Below are 18,100 nucleotides of genomic sequence, written 5' to 3'. Positions count from 1 at the left end.
TGAAGATTGAAGCTCATACACTAAATCATCATAAATGCATTGATGGAGAAAAGTACGCAGTGCCTGGCTTACAGGGAGGAAGCGCCGCAGATTGAGAGCGTTTCTAAGAGAGCAGAGCTGCCGAAGTTCACTCCGGAGCAGTTCCCTGAATTCCGTTCAAGCATTTCTTGGGGGAGACAGTAGGGGAAACCGGCCGCAGACCGTTATTTCTGTGAAAGTGAGACAGGTTTTGGCCGCACCGGAAGAGGGAATATTACTCCTAAGGGCAAGCGGTGCAGCTGTCTAATTAGGGTGGTACCACGGTCTTTTCGTCCCTTTACCGGGAGGAAAGGCCTTTTTTTGTTGAACAATACGCTATTTCGAGGGGGCAGTACGAGGCATGAAAGAGAAATTGGAGGCACTAAAGGCTGAGGCATTGGCTAAGCTGCAGGAAGTAACAGATCCGCAGGTTCTGAATGATTTGCGCGTCAAGTATCTGGGGAAAAAGGGTGAGCTGACCGAGGTTCTGCGCGGAATGGGCGGACTTAGCGCCGAAGAGCGTCCGGTTATCGGCCAGGTGGCCAATCTGGTGCGCAGCGCGATTGAAGAGGTTATCGGCGGAAAGCAGGAAATATTCCAGCAGCAGGAGACGCAGAACCGCCTGAATGCGGAGAAGGTGGATGTAACCCTGCCGGGCCGCGGCCTGCCGCAGGGCGGAATTCATCCGCTGACCCGGGTGGTCCAGGAGATCGAGGATATCTTCATCGGCATGGGCTATCAGATTGCGGAAGGCCCGGAGGTGGAGACGGACTATTATAACTTCGAGGCACTTAATCTGCCAAAGAACCATCCGGCCCGTGACATGCAGGATTCCTTCTATCTTACAGAAGACATTCTGATGCGCACGCAGACTTCCCCTGTGCAGATCCGCACCATGCAGGCTATGAATGGCGAAACTCCGGTTAAAGTCATCTGTCCGGGCAAAGTATTCCGCCGTGATGATGATGATGCGACGCACTCCTTCCAGTTCCATCAGATCGAGGGCCTTGTAGTCGGCCGCAATATCCGCATGAGTGACCTGAAGGGCACCCTGCAGCAGTTCATGAAGGAGATGTTCGGACCCAGTGCAGGCATCCGCCTGCGCCCAAGCTTCTTTCCGTTCACCGAGCCAAGCGTTGAAGTCGATGTCAGCTGCTTCAAATGCGGCGGCGAAGGCTGCCGGCTGTGCAAGCAGAGCGGCTGGCTGGAAATTCTCGGCGCCGGCATGGTGCATCCGAACGTGCTGCGCATGGGCGGCTATGACCCTGAAGTGTACAGCGGCTTCGCCTTCGGCGTTGGCGCTGAACGGATCGCGATGCTGAAGTATGGCATTGACGACATCCGCTACTTCTACACGAATGATATGGGCTTTGTGAAGCAGTTCAAGGGGATTTAGGGATTTGGCGGGGGTGCGCCTGAGCGTATTGAGCTTGGATATTAAGAAGTCGGAGGAAGCCGACGGACTATAGAGATGACTGTAATAGGAGGGCCGGAAGTCCAAATATTCTCTGCAGGAACACTGCTTTACAGGAATCTTTTATAGAACGGTTTGGCACTGTGGCTTTTTATATATCTGCTCTAAGCACGCCAAGCACACCCGGCATGGAGATAAAACCATCTGAAACAAAAAGGAAGGGTGCCAAAATGAAAGTATCAACCGCCTGGCTGGCTGATTATATATCGCTGGAGGGAGTGACCGCGGAGGAGCTGGCGGATCTAATCACGACCGCCGGCATCGAGATTGATGGCGTAGAACGCCGCAATAAAGGGCTGTCCGGTATCGTTACCGGCTATGTGAAATCCAAAGAAAAACATCCGGACGCCGACAAGCTGAACGTGTGTATCGTAGATGCGGGACAGGGCGAGGATCTGCAGATCGTCTGCGGAGCCAAGAATGTTGCAGCCGGACAGAAGGTTCCTGTAGCGCTGGTCGGCGCCAAGCTGCCTGGTCTGGAGATCAAGAAAGCCAAGCTGCGCGGCGTATTATCCCAAGGGATGATCTGCTCGGCCAAGGAGCTGGGACTGAACGACAAGCTGCTGCCGAAGGAGCTGCAGGAGGGCATTCTTGTCCTGCCTGAGAATACTGAGGTCGGCCAGGATATTCTGAAGGTGCTGGGGCTGAATGATGAGATTCTCGATTTCGATCTGACCCCGAACCGTTCCGACTGTCTGAGCATGATCGGCGCTGCCTATGAAGTGAGTGCCATCCTCGGCCGGGAGCTGCAGCTTGCGGATCCGGCGGCGGAGCTGGTAGAGACTGGCGGCAAAGCCGCTGATTCCATCTCGGCAACTATTGAAGATGAGCAATACTGCAGCCATTATGCTGTGCGCTATATTGCCGGAGTGAAGACTGCACCGTCCCCGCTTTGGATACAGAACCGCCTGATGGCGGCCGGGGTACGGCCGATCAACAACATCGTGGACATCACCAACTATGTGATGCTGGAATACGGACAGCCGCTGCATGCCTTCGACGGTGACCGGCTGGAAGGCGGCACCATCGGTGTGCGTTTCGCCCGGGAAGGCGAGCTGCTGACTACCCTTGACGGGCAGGAGCGCAAGCTGGAGCCGCAAATGCTTGTGATTGCCGACAATGCAGGGGCAATCGGCCTGGCCGGTGTGATGGGCGGCCTGTCAACAGAGGTTACGGCAGACACCGTTAATATCGTACTGGAATCCGCCAAATTCGACGGCGGGACGGTCCGCAAGACTTCACGCCAGCTGGGCCTGCGTTCCGAAGCCTCCCAGCGGTTCGAGAAGGAAGTCGATCCGAACGCTGTAATTCCGGCACTGAACCGTGCTGCTGCCCTGATTGCCCGTTATGCCGGCGGTTCTGTGCGGGAAGGAATTGTGCAGGCAGGCAAGGGCTCTGCTGAAGAGAAAGTACTGACCCTGTCGCTCGAGAAGCTGAATCAGTACCTCGGCACAGAGCTGTCGCTGCTCGAAGTCAAAACCCTGTTCGGCCGCCTGCATTTCAAATGCGGCGATGCTGCCCAGGGAATTGTGGAAGTACAGGTGCCGACGCGCCGCGGCGACATCAGCTATGATGTCGACCTGATCGAAGAAATCGCCCGGCTGTACGGGTATGATAATATCCCGACAACACTGATTGAAGGGACAACGACTCCGGGAGCGCTCACGCGGCAGCAGTTCCTCCGCCGTGAGCTGCGCCGTCTGCTGGCGCTTGGAGGCTATCAGGAGGTGATGGGATACTCCTTCATCCAGCCGGAGCAGAGCAGGCTCTTCCCGTCCCTTGCGGAAGGTAAGCTGTCCGTGAAGCTGGCTATGCCGATGAGCGAGGAGCGCAGCGTGCTGCGCACCAGCCTGCTGCCGCAGCTGCTGGACATTGCCCTCTATAATACCAACCGCCGCCAAGGCGATCTGGCACTGTTCGAGATCGGCAATGTCTTCTTCACCGAAGAAGAGACCCTCACCCGCCAGCCGAGCGAGCTGCCGGTGCTGGGACTATTGCTCAGCGGTACCCGTGCCGCCAAGCAGTGGAATGTGCCGGCTGAGCCTGTGGATTTCTTCGACCTTAAGGGTGCGGCAGAAACTGTATTTGCCCATCTCGGCCTTACGGACCGGATCATCTATGAAGGCAATGCTCCGGAAGGCTATCATCCGGGCCGCTCCGCTACCATCTACCTGCTCCAGGGTGAAGGGCGCGTGAAGATCGGCACGATCGGCCAGCTGCATCCGGAGCTGCAGCGTCAGCTGGATCTTGAGGATACTTATGTATCCGAAGTGCTGCTACAGCCGCTGTATGATGCTGCGCGTGCGCAGCTGCAGTACAGTGAGCTTCACCGCTTCCCGGGAATGGAACGGGATATTGCCGTTGTAGTGGATGCAGAGGTTCCTGCCGGCCAGCTGGTAGCTTCGATCCGCGAGCATGGCGGAACACTGCTGCAGAATGTGCAAGTGTTCGATATCTATACCGGGGGCAAGATGGAGTCCGGGAAGAAGAGCGTTGCGCTTTCGCTGCTGTACCGCCATACCGAGCATACGCTTACCGATGAAGAGGTTGTAGAGGTGCATGACAGAGTTGTTGCTGCACTTGAGCAAACTTTTGGCGCAGAATTAAGAAAATAGCAGGAATTGTGTAAAGCCGCAGCGAATCCATTTAGAAACCCAGATTCGCTGCGGCTTTCTGTTCTGTTCCAGGCGGCGGGGCTGGCTTATACGATGAAATGAAGACGTTTTTTTGCCAAAGATTAAGGAATAACGCTACAATAGTAGCAGGTATACCAGCTTAGAATCCGCACACATACAAAGGAGGGCACAACTGTGGCTATGGACCGGACTCGTGTCGCCGTGGAGATATACGGAACTTCCTATAAACTTGTCGGAAGCAGCACTGAATACATGAAGCAGGTTGCCCGTTATGTTGACGAGCATATGCATGCAATCTCCAAATCCCATTCCAGACTGGATACACCGCGGATCGCGGTGCTTGCAGCTGTACATATGGCAGAGCAGGCTATTCAGGTTCAGGATTTCAAGAATGAACTGAATATGCTGACTGGTGAACGTACCGAGCTGCGGGTGGAGGTGTCACGCCTGCTTGAGGTGCAGCGCGAGCGGCAGGAGGAATATGAGCGGCTTGAGGCAGCAGCGAAGGAAGAAGCAGCGCGGCTGATTGCCACGGCTGAAGAAGAACGGCTGCGCTATCTGGGGCTGGCGGAGCAGGAGCGCCAGCTGCATACCGAGCAGCTGCAGGCAGAGAAGGAAGCTGCGGCCTCCGGCCGTGAGCGGCTGGAGCAGGAGCTTCAGGCCCGCGACGCGGAGCTGAAGGCACTGCGGGAAGCGCACGAAGCGGAGCAGGCCGCAAGCCGTGAAGCTGCAAGGCAGGAGCTGGAGTCGGCGGAAGCCGCGCGCCTTGCGCAGCTTGAAGAGCTGACTGCTGCCCATCTGCAGGAGCTGGAGCAGCTGCGGGAGACGCTGACCCGTGAGAAGGCGGAAGCGCAGTCTGCTCTGGAGCAGGAGCTGGCCGGAACCAGGGAGGCTTTAAACGGCGAGATTGTGGCGATCCGCTCCGGCTTAAGCAAGGAGCTTGCAGATACGAAGGAAGTGCTCACCGCTGAACTCACCGGAGAGCGCGAGCTGCTTGAGAAGGAGCTGGCCAAGAATAAGGAGCTGCGGCAGTCCCAGGGGACGCAGGAGCACAGGCATAAGCAGCAGCTGCAGGAGCTGGAGAAGCAGCTCGGCGAGCTGCGCGGCGGAACCGGGCAGCTGCAGGCGAGGCTGCTTGCGCAGTACGAAGCTGTGCTGAAGCGGGAAGAGCAGCTGGGCGAAGAGCTGCGCCTTGCAGCAGAGCAGGGGCAGCAGCATGGCGTGGAGCTTGAAGAGCTGCGCCAGCGTTACGGGCAGTCCCAGCGTGAGGCGGCAGAGCTGCGTACGGCGCTGCAGGAGACAGCAGACAAGCTGACTGCAGCACTAGAAGAGCTGCAGTCAGCAACAGAGCTGGGCACTTTGCTGAGCGATGAGCTGGAAGGGCTGCGCCAGCGCTTTGAGCTGACGCAGGAAGAAGCGGCTGCCCTCCGCAAATCGCTGCGGGAGACAGCGGATAACCTCAGCCGTACCCAGGCGGAGTTTGACCGTACGGCACTTGAAGCAGGTTCGTGGCAGGAGCTGGCAGGCAAGCACATGGAGGACATCAGCGAGCTGGAGATGAATCTCCTGGAAGCTGAAGAGAAGTCCGCAGCCTTGCAGCGTGAAGCCGATACTCTGCGCGGACAAGCGGACGGAATGGTGCAGCAGCTGGATCATGAAGCTGAGAAGCGGGCCGAGGCGGAGCAGGAGGCCGCGCTTCAGCGCGAAGCTGCGGAGGCAGCCCGCAAGGAGCTGTCGGCGCTGCGCCAGCGTTATGAAGAGCTGATTGTCCAGTCTGACGATATTCTGCAGGAAGGCGAACAGCTGAAAGAGCGTTATGAGCTGCTGGAAGCCGAACGGGAAGAGGCGGCGCGGCGCCTGGAGGAGCTGTACGAGGCGGGCCGTGAAGCTGCTGTGGCTGCTGAAGAGCAGCAGGAAGCACTCCGGGAGACCAGGGAGCAGGAAGCCTCCTGGAAGCAGAAGTATGAAGTGCTGCAGGAGCGCGAGCAGGAGTGGAGCCGGCAGGAAGCGAAGCTGCGGGAAGAGATCGAGATCTGGCAGCAGGAGGCCGGTGAAGCAGAGGCGCAGGCGGAAGCGGTGAGCCAGTCGCGCAGTGAAACGGAGAGACAGCTTGGAGAGATCGGCGAGAGCTATGAGCTGGTCCAAGGACAGCTGCGGCTGGTGCAGGCGCAGTTCCAGCTGCGGGAGAGCGAGCTGGAGCAGCTCTCGCAGGAGCACCGCAGCCTGCAGGCGGAATATGCCAAGCTGCAAAGTGAATATAATGAATGGATTCAACTGATCGAACAGGACAGTTGAATGCGGACGCGTTACAGAAGGAGCAGTTTCAGGCAGAGGTTTGTCTGAGGCGGCTCCTTTTCTATGGCTTCAGGCCAAGCCTGTCCGGCAAAGACTTTGATTACCTGTGAACATGTAGACTTACAAGCAGCGGCTGTACGTTTTCTTATTTGAAAATCCTATGTTATAACTGTAATTTGTACAACTATAACGCTTCATTCCTGCGCAGGAATATTTATAATTGCACTTTGTACACCTATAAATGGCTTCTTTGCAGTAAAAGAACAATTTCCCTATTTTTAATAGTACAGAATACAGTTATCCCTAGATATGCGGGTTTTCGCCGGCTTTTAATTGCACAAAATACAATTAAAAGCCGCTGTTGGCTTCACGCTGCTCCTAAAGAGCGGTGCTTGACCAAAAGTGGCTGTCAAACCTCTTGATTAATGCTGCGCAGGCATCTGGTCTGCTGCACTGGCCACCAAAGTTGCGATCGTAAGAAAGGACATCATCATGAATAAATTTGCTGGAATAGGGACCAGTGCAGTTAAAAATCCAATTAAATACTGGAATAGGAACAATTCCGCGAGGTCACTTTACCGGAGCGAGTCAATCAAAGTCCTCTTATTTTACTCCACAATAATAGTGGCGCTCATCGCACTATGGCCGGAGCCGCACATAATCGCACAGGTAACCTCGAAGGTACCGGCCTCCCCGGGAACAATGACTTGCGAGGAATTCTTGGCATCCAGCCTCAACTTCATCTCGGGAACAAGGATGCCGTGATTGCCGCTCTCGTTTTTGAAGGTGATTTTGACAGGCACGCCTTTCTTCAGATGATATTCCTTCTGGTCAAAGCTGTAATTGGTTGCGGTAATGACAAGTTCCTCTTCAGCTGTGAGATTCGTTGCTGCTGCACTGTTGTTAGCGCTTCCGGAAGTATTGCTGCTGGTGCTGCTTCCGCAGGCTGAGAGCATAAGGGCGCAGACGATCGAACAAAGAATAGCCGTCTTTCTGAACATGTATATCCTCCTCAGAGTAGAGTGTGCAAAGGCTTTAAACAGCTATAGAATAAGTGACACTAGCATAGCTCAATTCCGCGGCGTTGTCCCGGATAATCTGCTAGCAGATTATTGACTGGAGCGCGACTCCAAAGTTTGTCGAAAATTGCAAAAAAATGATGCAAAAACAATTAAAATTCATTATAATTGAAACAATTATAATTTTAAGTTTTTATATTTTACGGTTAGAAGTAGGGGATCACCATTATTATAGCCCATGAATCACTGAGTGCCGAGAAATGGCACCGCAAAATTTTAACCGGATACTGGATCATTGTGTTCTGTATGCTGGCCGCTCAAATCCTGTTCATGCTGTCCTCCCACTCCTCTGAGACGAAATCAATCCTTATTCCCAGCAAGGGACATCTGTTCGTTGCCTGTAATCTGATGATTGTTGCCGCCATGGCCATTGCCGAAATCTGGCTGCGCACGGCTCTTCACTATCATAAGCAGGCTGTAGTGATCTGCGGATTCATTGTTTCTTATCTGATGTATTTCGTGCTGGAGCCGTTTGTTGACGGTGCCCAGATGACCCTGATGATGCCGATCATGATTGCACTGATTTATTTTGACAAGCGTCTGCTGCATTATCTCGGGCTGTTCAGCATCGTCTTTTACAGTGTGATTTATTTCGGGCTTGAACGCCCGCTGCTGGACAAACCGCTGCTGGAATTTCTGATGGTGGAATGTGTATTCATTGTGTTTGCCGTGATGGCACAGGCGGTGATTATCCGGGCCCGGGAAACCCGTGAGTATCTGGAACAGCTGACCCGGTCGGAGCAGGAGCTGATGGTCGAGCGGGCGATTTCCGACAAGCTGCTGAAGATGGATGCCTTGACCGGCCTGTACAACCACAAATCATTCCACGAATATCTCGACTCGCTGCTGGAGCAGTGTGAGAGCAATGGCCTGCGGCTGCAGCTGGCGCTGTTTGATATTGACAATTTCAAGCGTGTAAATGATACGTACGGCCATTGGGTCGGGGATCTTGTGCTCAAAGAGGTGGCGGCGGAGGTCCGCAGCCTGATTGGGCTGAATGATTTCGCGGCGAGATACGGCGGGGAAGAGTTTGCAGTGATTTTCACGGATAAAAGCTTTCAGGAAGCCTACGCTGCAATTGAAGAGATCCGGCTGGCTATTGCTGCGATGCAGCATCCATATGCCGGAGGGAAGCCGATTACGGTCAGTATCGGATTCTGTGATTATCAGCTCGGAGACGGTAAGGAAACGCTGTTCCGCAAAACAGACCATGCGCTGTACTCGGCGAAACGGGGCGGCAAGAATGCTGTCGTTACTGCTGCAGTGAGCCGTAAGGACGATTCTGCCCTGTCCTATGCGTAAGTTAATACACAAAACCCCCAGCTTCCGTTATAATCCGGGAATTGGGGGTTTCGTTGTCTGCACCGCCTGAGGCGGTGAGGCCGCTGTTATTTGCCTGCTTCAAACGGAGTGGATACCGGGAGAAACAGGTCAATAATACCGATGACCAGGGCTGCAAGCAGGGCTCCAAGAACGGTGACACTGACGCCGCTCACGATAAACTGGGCAATCCAGATTACCAGCGCGCTGACCAGGAAGCCGACGATGCCGCGGCCGAAAGGTGTTGCTTTTTTGCCGAAGATCCCTTCAACAACCCAGCCGAGCAGAGCAATCACAAGCGCAAGCACCAATGCGCTCCAGAAGCCCCCGACGGTGAACTGCGGAACAATCCAGCTGACCACCATTAGCATGATCGCTGCCACGATAAAACGGACCACATGACCTAAGAATCTCATTAAGCTAACCTCCTTTGGCCTTGCTTAAGGATTTGTGCGTTGTTATTGTGGCCGGGAGGGCGGTTTACTATGCCCAGAAATCATACCCAAATAGCGAAATCAGGCTAAATTAGGTATAATGTAACCATCTATGAAGGGAGCTGTGACGGTAATTGGACGACAAAATTTTGCATACGCTTGAATATCGCAAGATTTTAAATAAATTGATGCAGTACACACAGACGCCGATGGGGCGGCTGATTGCGGAAGGCTTGAAGCCTTCCGGCGATTTCGAGGGTGTGAAGCTGCTGCTGCAGGCAACGGATGAGGCGGCCAATGTGGACCGGCTGAAGGGGATTCCTTCCTTCGGCGGCGTGACCGATATCAAGCCTGCGCTGAAACGCGCTTTAATCGGCGGGATGCTTGGCACCGTAGAGCTGCTCTCTGTCGGCAATACAATCGGCGGAGCGCGCCGGGTGAAGCGGTTCCTTGCCGCGATGCATGATGATGAGGCAATTCCCATGCTGTTCGCGCAGAGTGATCTGCTGTCTGAGCAGAAGCATGTGGAGGATGATATCCGCCAGTGCATCGACGAGAATGCCGATGTGATGGATTCGGCAAGCCCGGAGCTGGCCTCCATCCGCCGGGAGCTGCGCGGCGGTGAGACGCGGATCCGCGAGAAGCTGGATTCGATGATCCGGTCCTCTTCGGTATCCAAGATGCTGCAGGACCAGCTTGTGACCATCCGCAGCGACCGGTTTGTAATTCCGGTCAAGGCGGAGTACCGCGCTCACTTCGGCGGGATAGTCCATGACCAGTCCGGCTCCGGGGCGACGCTTTTCATTGAGCCGGAATCTATTGTGGCGATGAACAACAAGCTGCGTGAGACCCGGCTGCGCGAGGAGCGGGAGATTGAGATCATCCTGCACCGGCTGACGGCGCTTGTGGGCGATATTGCCGAGGAGATGGCTTACGATATCGACATCCTGGGTGAACTGGACTTCATCTTTGCCAAAGCGCGTCTGGCGCGTGATATGAAGGCTACCCAGCCCCGCATGAATGACCGGGGGTATCTGCGTCTGCGTAAGGGACGCCACCCTCTGATTCCTGCAGAGCAGGTAGTCCCGCTTGATGTAGAGCTGGGCAACCAGTACAGCTCGATCATCGTTACCGGCCCGAATACGGGCGGTAAGACGGTTACCCTGAAGACCATCGGCCTCTTAAGCCTGATGTCGATGTCTGGCCTGTTCATTCCGGCAGAGGAAGGCAGCCAGATGTGTGTCTTCGATGCCATCTATGCTGATATCGGCGATGAGCAGAGTATCGAGCAGAGTCTCAGTACCTTCTCCAGCCATATGACCAATATTATCTCCATTCTGAAGAATATGACACCGAAGAGCCTGATTCTGCTCGATGAAGTAGGAGCAGGGACAGACCCGGCGGAAGGCTCGGCGCTGGCGATTGCGATTCTGGAGCATATCCACCGTACCGAATGCCGGATGGTCGCTACTACGCATTACAGCGAGCTGAAGGCTTACGCTTACGAACGCAAAGGCGTGATCAATGCCAGCATGGAATTCGATGTGCAGAGCCTTAGCCCTACGTACCGGCTGCTGATCGGCGTGCCGGGACGAAGCAACGCCTTCGCGATTGCTGAACGCCTCGGGCTGCCGAATGTCATCCTTGAGCATGCGCGCGGTGAGGTCAAGGAAGAAGATATGCGCGTCGAGCACATGATTGCCTCGCTCGAAGAGAACCGGCTCAGCGCGGAGCATGAGCGCGAGCGGGCTGAAGGCCTGCGCCGTGAAGCGGAGGAATTCCGCAAGCGGCAGCAGCAGGAGCTGGAGAAGCTGGAGAGCCAGCGTGACAAGCGCCTGGAGAAGGCGGAGAATGACGCCAGCAATATTCTCGCCAAAGCGCGCAAGGAAGCTGAGGAGATTATCAGCGACCTCCGGCGTCTCGCAATGGAGGAAGGGGCTTCTGTCAAGGAGCATAAGCTGATCGAAGCGCGCCGGAGACTGGATGAAGCGGAGCCGGCACCGCGCAAGAAGACGGTCACCCGCAGCACCGTCAAGGCACCGCGGAAGATCCAGCCCGGGGATGAAGTCAAGGTAGCTAACGTAAACCAGAAGGGTTATGTTGTGGAGCTTAGCGGCACTAAGGAAGCGGTCGTACAGTTCGGCATTATGAAGATGAAGGTTAATCTGAGTGATCTGGAGTTCCTGGCTTCTGCGCCGGATGCTCCTCCTCCTGCTCTCCGCCGGGCTACGACAGTGAAGCGTACGCGTGACGAGAACATCCGCACAGAGCTGGATCTGCGCGGGGCCAATCTGGAAGAGGCGATCATGGAGACCGACCGGTTCATCGATGAAGCTTTCCTTGGCAATCTTGGGCAGATATCCATTATTCACGGCAAAGGCACAGGGGTGCTGCGGACAGGAATCCAGGAGTATCTGCGTAAGCATAAGCATATCAAGAGCTACCGGCTCGGGAATTACAATGAAGGCGGCGCGGGCGTAACCGTAGCTGAACTGCAGTAGCGTCCGGCAGAAAGAGGGAGAAGCATGCAAGATAATATTGATCTTTTGCTGGATCATCCGCTGGGAGCGCTGCTCGGCTACTTCACCGTGGCCATCCTGGGACTGGTAGTATTCCTGTCCTTCTTTGAAATGGTGACCAAATACAACTGCTGGGAAGAAATCCGCAAGGGGAATATTTCTGTAGCGATGGCTACCGGCGGCAAAATTTTTGGCATCTGCAATATTCTGCGCTTCAGCATTGAGGCGGGAGCTTCCATCTACGAGACGATGAAGTGGTCGGTTGTAGGCTTCCTGCTGCTGCTGCTGGCCTACTTCCTGTTTGAATTTCTGACCCCTGTTTTTTCTATTGATGACGAGATTGCCGCGGACAACCGGGCCGTGGGACTGACAGCGATGCTGATCTCCGTTTCCTTGTCCTATGTTATTGGTGCTGCTATATTCTGAGTAGGGGAGTAGGGCCTATGAAGCTGCTGATCCGGATTTTGTTTTTGTCCGCCCTGGCATTTGTAGCGGCCGGCATTATTTATATAACGATGAACTGAACCTAAATGTGAGGATAGAAGGAGATTATACAGATGGAAACAACAGTATGCCCTTGGTGCCATACAGAGATTGTATGGGATGAGGAGTTTGGTCCGGAGGATACCTGTCCCCACTGCAACAATGAGCTTAAAGGCTACCGCACCGTTACAATCGGAGCGGAGGATCTTGAAGATGAAGAGCTGGAGGCTAAGGTTGAAGAGGATTCCGCCCAGGATGAGGCAAGCGACGACAATTTGTGGGATGACGACGATAAGGATAGCGTTGTGCCGATCTGGAACACACTTGTCCAGTTCGGCGACGATTATGATCTGACGCATTATGAGCAGAGTGTGGCAAGCCTGCTGGCTGCACAGCTGGAAGCGCCGGAATGCCCGCAATGCCATGAGCTGATGCTGCACTCCGGTACTCAGCAGGTGAGCGGATTCATTCCGGCTACACCTGAGGGGCTGAACGGCGGAGCGGTGCTGAAGCCGCCATTCTCGCTGAATATGTTCGTATGTCCGTCTTGCTTCCATGTACAGCACAGTCTGGCCCAGGAAGACCGCATCCAGCTGGTGCGCAATCTCAGCACAGCTGCCGAGTAAGCCTTAAGATTCATGCTTTGCCTGCAATCTGGACATGTTATACAGGAGTGTCCAGATTAGCAGGGAGGTACAGCGATGCGAGGTTTATTACGGAATCAGGCGGTGCTGCTGCTCGCCGTAGGCGGGCTTTATTTGCTGGCTACTGTGCTGGCAGGGACTTTTCTGAACGTATATCTGTGGAAAAGCCGGCAGAATTTCGCCATGATCGGCTGGTTTACGGCTGCGCAGCAAATAGCCCTTGGCTTAAGCTTCTGGCTGGGCGGCAAATGGGTGAAGGAGCATAACAAGATGAATGCCCTGCGGCTGGGAATTGCCGTTTCGGGCTTTTTTTATTTGCTGGTGCTGTGGCTGCGCGGGGAAGCGGTGCATTATATCTGGCCGCTTGGGCTGACGCTGGGAATATCCATCGGCTTCTACTGGCTGGCCTTTAATATTGTCTTCTTTGAAATTACTGAGGCCGGGAACCGTGACCGGTATAACGGCTGGATGGGGCTGCTTGGTTCACTTACGGGAATCGCCGGACCATGGGTGTCCGGTGTGCTGATATCCTATTTTCAAGGGGAGCGGGGCTATCGTGTTGTATTCATCCTCTCGCTTTGCATATACGGAATAGCTGCTCTGCTTAGCTTCGGGCTGGAGAAGCGGCCGCGCGGCACGGCCTATCTGTGGCTGGAACCCTGGCACGAGCTTCGCCGCCATAAAAGCCCGTGGAAGCCGGCAGCAGCGGCACTATTGTTCCAGGGTATCCGCGAAGGGGTCTTCTCATTCCTGATCGGCCTGCTCGTATACATAGCCGTTCAGGAGGAGAGCAGGCTGGGGCAGTTCGCCCTGATTACCTCCGCCGTAGCGCTGATCAGCTATTATGCCGCAGGGAAATGGTTCAAGCCCGGCCGCCGCTCCGGGGGGATGCTGGCCGGCAGCCTGCTGCTGGCAGCAGTGATCCTCCCGCTGCTGTGGCGGGTGAATTATACCACCCTGCTGATTATGGGGATCGGCACCTCGCTGTGCCTCCCGCTGTATATGCTCCCGATGACCTCGACCAGCTTTGACCTGATGGGCCTGTCTGAAGAAAGTGCCGGAAAGCGCGTAGAGCTGGTAGTGCTCAGGGAGCTTAGCCTGATGAGCGGGCGCCTGCTGGGTGTCTTGGTGTTCATTGCTGTGCTCTCGGTGAACGAATCCCCGCAGGTCATTACCGGACTTATGCTGGTGCTCGGCGCAGCTCCGCTCGGAAGCTGGCTGGTGCTGCACCGGTTGCTTAAGCACAGGGATTACAAAATAAGTTAATATCAAACATGAAGGGAGAGGCTCCCTTGGCCAAGAAAAAAAGCTACAGCCTCAGAACAACAGTAGCGGTGATGGTCTCTGCCGTGGTGATACTGGTGCTGCTGGTCTTATATTTTATCTTCCGTAATCAGATCATTCCGCAGACCCGGCATGCACTGGAGGATAAGGCGATTACGATTGCCCGGACGATTGCGCTGATGCCGCTGCTGTCTGAAGGCTTAAGTGAAGGGCGGAGCAAGGAGATTCAGGCCTACACGTCCAAGATCACCAGGCGTAATGATATATTGTTCGTCGTGGTGCTGGATATGAACAGCATCCGGTATTCCCATCCGGATCCTGCCAAGGTCGGCCAGCCCTTCGTAGGCGGGGGGCAGGAAACTGCGCTGCGCGGCCGGGAGAGCATCTCCGAGGGTACCGGGACACTGGGCAACTCGCTGCGGGCGTTCGTGCCGGTGTATGACGGCCGGGGCCATCAGCTTGGCGTTGTAGTGGCCGGGTTATCGATGGAGCGGGTGGAGCGGCTCGTCCGGCAGAATGAATGGACGATTATACTTATACTGATCTCAGGCGCGCTGCTTGGTGCCGGAGGCGCGTATGTTCTGGCGCGGAGAATCAAGCAGATGATCTTCGGCATGGAGCCCGCAGATATCCTGAGGCTGCTGCAGGAGCGCAGCGCGATGCTGGAGTCGACACGCGAAGGGATTATCACCATTGACCAGGAAGCCCGGATTACGATTATTAATAAAGAGGCACACCGGCTGCTGAAGGCAGCCGGAATCAGCGGAGCTGCGGTGAACCGGCAGCTGGCCGATTACTGGCCGGAGCTGGACCTTGCAGAGGTGCTGGTCAGCGGGGAAGCGCGGCAGGATCAGGAGCTGGAGCTGGGCGGGATTTCCCTGCTTGTAAGCAGCCTGCCGGTGCTCGTGGACGGTGAAATTGCCGGAGCCATCACCACGTTCCGGGATAAGACGGAGCTGGCTGTACTGGCCGAGCGGCTGTCAGGCATCTCTGTCTACGCCGATGCGCTGCGGGCTGGTGCCCATGAGTTCATGAACAAGCTGCATGTGATTATGGGCATGACACATATGGGCCTCTATGATGAGCTGCAGCAGTACATTCTGGGTACTGCCGGTGATTACCAGAAGGAGATCGGCGCGATAACGCGGGCGATCAAGGACCCGGTAATGGCCGGTTTCCTCCTCGGCAAGCTGAGCCGGGCGCGTGAAGCGGGCATTGAGCTGCTGCTGGCCGGGGACAGCTATTTACCTGAACCGGCTGATCCGCAGGTAAGCCATGAGCTGATTACCATTGCCGGCAACCTGCTGGACAATGCCATGGAGGCGCTCAGCGCTTCTAATAAGCCCGGGAGAGCGGCAGGCGCCGGCAGCAGGCAGGTCATGCTGGCTTTCCGCTATGAAGCGGGCCGGCTGCTCTGCGAAGTAAGCGACAAGGGTCCGGGGATTCCTGCGGCGCTGCAGGAGCAGATCTTCGCCCAGGGCTTCTCCACCAAGGGCGAGCAGCGCGGAATCGGGCTGTATCTGGTCAGGAAGAGTGTGGACAAGCTGCAGGGCCGGCTTGAGCTTGCTCCCGGGAGCGGGGCGGGAACGCGGTTTACCGTGGATGTGCCCTATGCAGCTAAGGAGGGAGAGAGCCTGTGAACCTTAAAGTACTGATCGTTGAAGATGACCCGATGGTGGCAAAGTTCAACCGTCATTATGTCGAGCAAGTGCCGGGCTTTGAAGTTGCCGGCTGGGCCGCAACAGGCGCTGAGGCAGTGAAGCTGCTGGCTGAGCAGGATATCGATCTTATGCTGCTCGACATTTATATGCCGCAGATGAGCGGGCTGGAGCTGTTATCCTCACTGCGGGAGCAGGGAAGCAGGGTGGATATCATTGTAATCTCGGCTGCCAGTGATAATACCAGCATCCGCAAGGCGCTGCAGAACGGGGCCGTGGATTATCTGATCAAGCCCTTTGAATTTGCCCGGTTCCAGGCGGCGCTAACCTCATACCGGGAGGACCACCAGCTAATGCACCGGGAGCATCTGAGCCAGGAGCAGCTGGATAAGCTGCTGCGTCATACCGCGCAGGATGCAGAGGGGGAGGCGGCCGCGGCGCTGGTCTTGCCGAAGGGTCTAACCGAAGGCACCCTGGAGAGCATCTGGAGTATCATTAAGCAGCTGCAGAGCCCGGTGTTCTCCACGGAGGAGATCAGCAGCCAGGCGCCGATTTCGCGGATCTCTGTCCGCAAATATCTGGCTTTTCTCACTGAAGCAGGTGTTCTGGAAATGGAGCTCAGCTACGGAGCGGTGGGCAGGCCGGTGTATATGTATAAGGTGAGGCCGGAAGGGCATGAACTTATTAGTAAATATATCTGAGTAACAGGCTCCAAGAGACTATTCTAGCTCCACAAGCAATAGTTTTTTGTTTGTAGTTTAGCATTACAAGCGTTACGGACATGAGAGACGTTAAGTTATGTAAAAGCACCTGAGTGCCAGTTCTTCCGGACACCAGCGCCGTTATTTCGCCAGAAAAGTGTAGCTAGACAGAGAAAAACGGCAGATAAGGGCCGTGGTGTCCGCAAACCCGTCAAATAGGCCGATAATGAGCTGATAAGGGCCATGGTGTCCGCTCAGGCCTCCTCCCTAACTAACTGAGAGATGGCGGAGAGGAGAGGTGACCGGTGTGAGAGCGGCAATACAAACAAAGGGAGCGTAATATGGAACTTCACGAAGCATTAAACAAGGTCAGGGACAGAGAGCAGTTTACCGAGTTTATCGGTTTGTTGGCCAAAGATCATTCCATCAATTCCGGTGAATGGGAGAATAACAGCGTTGAGGCTTTTCTTGAAGCCATTAAATCCTGGGTAGAGGACATGGACGGGTATTATGACAATAACAAGCTGCCTCTGCCTCAAAATATCAATTGGAACTTTATTGCGACTCTATTTTATGCCGGGAAGCTTTATGAATAAGCGCAAAGCCTTCTCACATACCTTCCCTGCTCACGCTGCTGCTGATGATACAATAAAGCTCTAGCTCCGCGGCAGCTTGCCTCCATATTGCGCCCGCAGCTGCTGCAGCCGGTCCAGCTTGTTCAGGCTGTGCTCCCGGTTGAGGAGTCCCACTCCGAGAATCAGATTCTCAATGATGTAAGTGGGACCGACCATCGAATGGAACTCCCATACCTCCCCACGCCCCGCATACAGCACAATATCTGCATCCTGCGACCGCGGGAAGACCAGCCTGTCGGTAATCAGAATTACCTTGTAGGCTGCCTCCCGCGCATGATCCAGAATCACCTCGATCTCCGGCAGAATTTGCACGAATCCGAAGACTAATACAACATCCTGCTCACTGGCATGCATTAAGGCTTCAAGCAGCTCGTGGCCGCTGGAAGCCATTTTGCGCAGCTGAAGGCCGAAGCGGGCCATCCGGTACATCATCAGCTCCGCCAGTCCCCCGCAGGGTCCGGGGCTGTATACATAGATAATCCGGGCAGCGGATAATGTGCCGACCGCAAGCTGCAGCACCTCATCCTTCAGATAACGCCGCGTCTCCTGCAGATGATGAGAGCAATTATCCAGCAGTACCTGGGGAAGGGAATTATCACTGGACCGTTCCATCGCATCACGCATTTTCACCGAGGGCGTTGACTCAAAGCGGAAGCGGAGCCGGTTCTTGAAATCCTTGACATGCTTATAGCCCGCCGCTTTCCAGAAGCGGGAGACGGAGGCGATGCTCAAATGCAGCTCGTCAGCCACTTCCTGTTCGGTCATATATAACACCCGTTGTTCATTTTTCTGTATAAAGTCGGCAATGATGCGCTGATTGGGCGAGAACGGCCGCTGGTTCCAATCCTTGTACATGTGCTGATTCCTCCCGGCTGCTCTTTTCCCCACACTATACCGCCTGAAGATGTTGTAAATATTTT

Annotated in this window: 14 protein-coding genes and 1 other annotated feature; of the genes, 11 read left to right on the top strand and 3 right to left on the bottom strand. The window is 55.2% G+C overall.

Going from position 1 to position 18,100, the window contains the following annotated elements; genetic code table 11:
• Positions 1 to 30 precede the first annotated feature (30 nt).
• Positions 31 to 319, top strand: a binding site (T-box leader).
• Between the two features lie 60 nt (positions 320 to 379).
• The 3 genes from pheS to LOS79_RS15495 all read left to right on the top strand — a co-directional run bounded on the left by pheS (position 380) and on the right by LOS79_RS15495 (position 6,423).
• Positions 380 to 1,414 carry a phenylalanine--tRNA ligase subunit alpha gene (gene pheS / locus LOS79_RS15505; protein WP_315421398.1) on the top strand — a complete coding sequence of 345 codons (1,035 nt, stop codon included), beginning with the start codon at positions 380 to 382 and terminating at the stop codon, positions 1,412 to 1,414.
• A 248-nt stretch (positions 1,415 to 1,662) separates the two neighbouring features.
• Positions 1,663 to 4,107, top strand: coding sequence for a phenylalanine--tRNA ligase subunit beta (gene pheT, locus LOS79_RS15500; protein ID WP_315421395.1), 2,445 nt, complete (start codon positions 1,663 to 1,665; stop codon positions 4,105 to 4,107).
• A 195-nt stretch (positions 4,108 to 4,302) separates the two neighbouring features.
• Positions 4,303 to 6,423: a cell division protein ZapA gene (locus LOS79_RS15495; protein WP_315421392.1), complete on the top strand. Its 2,121-nt coding sequence runs from the start codon at positions 4,303 to 4,305 to the stop codon at positions 6,421 to 6,423.
• A 608-nt stretch (positions 6,424 to 7,031) separates the two neighbouring features.
• Here the strand turns inward: LOS79_RS15495 and LOS79_RS15490 are convergent.
• On the bottom strand, positions 7,032 to 7,424 hold the full coding sequence (locus LOS79_RS15490) for a cupredoxin domain-containing protein (RefSeq protein WP_315421389.1): 393 nt from the start codon (positions 7,422 to 7,424) through the stop codon (positions 7,032 to 7,034).
• Positions 7,425 to 7,748: 324 nt separating this feature from the next.
• Between LOS79_RS15490 and LOS79_RS15485 the strand changes: the two genes are divergently transcribed.
• On the top strand, positions 7,749 to 8,804 hold the full coding sequence (locus LOS79_RS15485; protein ID WP_315421387.1) for a GGDEF domain-containing protein: 1,056 nt from the start codon (positions 7,749 to 7,751) through the stop codon (positions 8,802 to 8,804).
• Between the two features lie 86 nt (positions 8,805 to 8,890).
• On the opposite strand, the gene LOS79_RS15480 is transcribed toward LOS79_RS15485, so the two are convergent.
• Positions 8,891 to 9,238: a phage holin family protein gene (locus LOS79_RS15480; RefSeq protein WP_315421385.1), complete on the bottom strand. Its 348-nt coding sequence runs from the start codon at positions 9,236 to 9,238 to the stop codon at positions 8,891 to 8,893.
• Positions 9,239 to 9,390: 152 nt separating this feature from the next.
• Between LOS79_RS15480 and LOS79_RS15475 the strand changes: the two genes are divergently transcribed.
• The 7 genes from LOS79_RS15475 (at position 9,391) to LOS79_RS15445 (ending at position 17,141) form a co-directional block, all read left to right on the top strand.
• Positions 9,391 to 11,757: an endonuclease MutS2 gene (locus LOS79_RS15475; protein WP_315421383.1), complete on the top strand. Its 2,367-nt coding sequence runs from the start codon at positions 9,391 to 9,393 to the stop codon at positions 11,755 to 11,757.
• Positions 11,758 to 11,781: 24 nt separating this feature from the next.
• Positions 11,782 to 12,201 (top strand): DUF350 domain-containing protein, encoded by a 420-nt coding sequence (locus LOS79_RS15470; RefSeq protein ID WP_315421380.1) that lies wholly within the window; start codon positions 11,782 to 11,784, stop codon positions 12,199 to 12,201.
• Between the two features lie 131 nt (positions 12,202 to 12,332).
• Positions 12,333 to 12,884 (top strand): hypothetical protein, encoded by a 552-nt coding sequence (locus LOS79_RS15465; RefSeq protein WP_315421378.1) that lies wholly within the window; start codon positions 12,333 to 12,335, stop codon positions 12,882 to 12,884.
• Positions 12,885 to 12,959: 75 nt separating this feature from the next.
• Complete coding sequence (locus LOS79_RS15460) at positions 12,960 to 14,168, top strand: MFS transporter (protein ID WP_315421376.1); 1,209 nt, start codon at positions 12,960 to 12,962, stop codon at positions 14,166 to 14,168.
• A 26-nt stretch (positions 14,169 to 14,194) separates the two neighbouring features.
• Positions 14,195 to 15,826: a DcuS/MalK family sensor histidine kinase gene (gene dcuS, locus LOS79_RS15455; protein WP_315421375.1), complete on the top strand. Its 1,632-nt coding sequence runs from the start codon at positions 14,195 to 14,197 to the stop codon at positions 15,824 to 15,826.
• Positions 15,823 to 16,545: a response regulator gene (locus LOS79_RS15450; protein WP_315421373.1), complete on the top strand. Its 723-nt coding sequence runs from the start codon at positions 15,823 to 15,825 to the stop codon at positions 16,543 to 16,545. Before dcuS ends, LOS79_RS15450 begins: the two co-directional genes overlap by 4 nt.
• Positions 16,546 to 16,886: 341 nt before the next feature.
• Entirely contained in the window at positions 16,887 to 17,141 is a 255-nt protein-coding gene (locus LOS79_RS15445) for a DUF7660 family protein (protein WP_315421370.1), read from the top strand.
• Positions 17,142 to 17,201: 60 nt separating this feature from the next.
• Here LOS79_RS15445 and LOS79_RS15440 read toward each other — a convergent pair whose 3' ends face one another.
• Entirely contained in the window at positions 17,202 to 18,035 is an 834-nt protein-coding gene (locus LOS79_RS15440) for a MurR/RpiR family transcriptional regulator (RefSeq protein ID WP_315421368.1), read from the bottom strand.
• Positions 18,036 to 18,100: the final 65 nt, after the last annotated feature.

It is taken from the genome of Paenibacillus sp. MMS20-IR301, assembly GCF_032302195.1.
Lineage (GTDB): Bacteria > Bacillota > Bacilli > Paenibacillales > Paenibacillaceae > Paenibacillus_AQ.
This window is presented reverse-complemented; position numbering and strand designations above follow the sequence as displayed.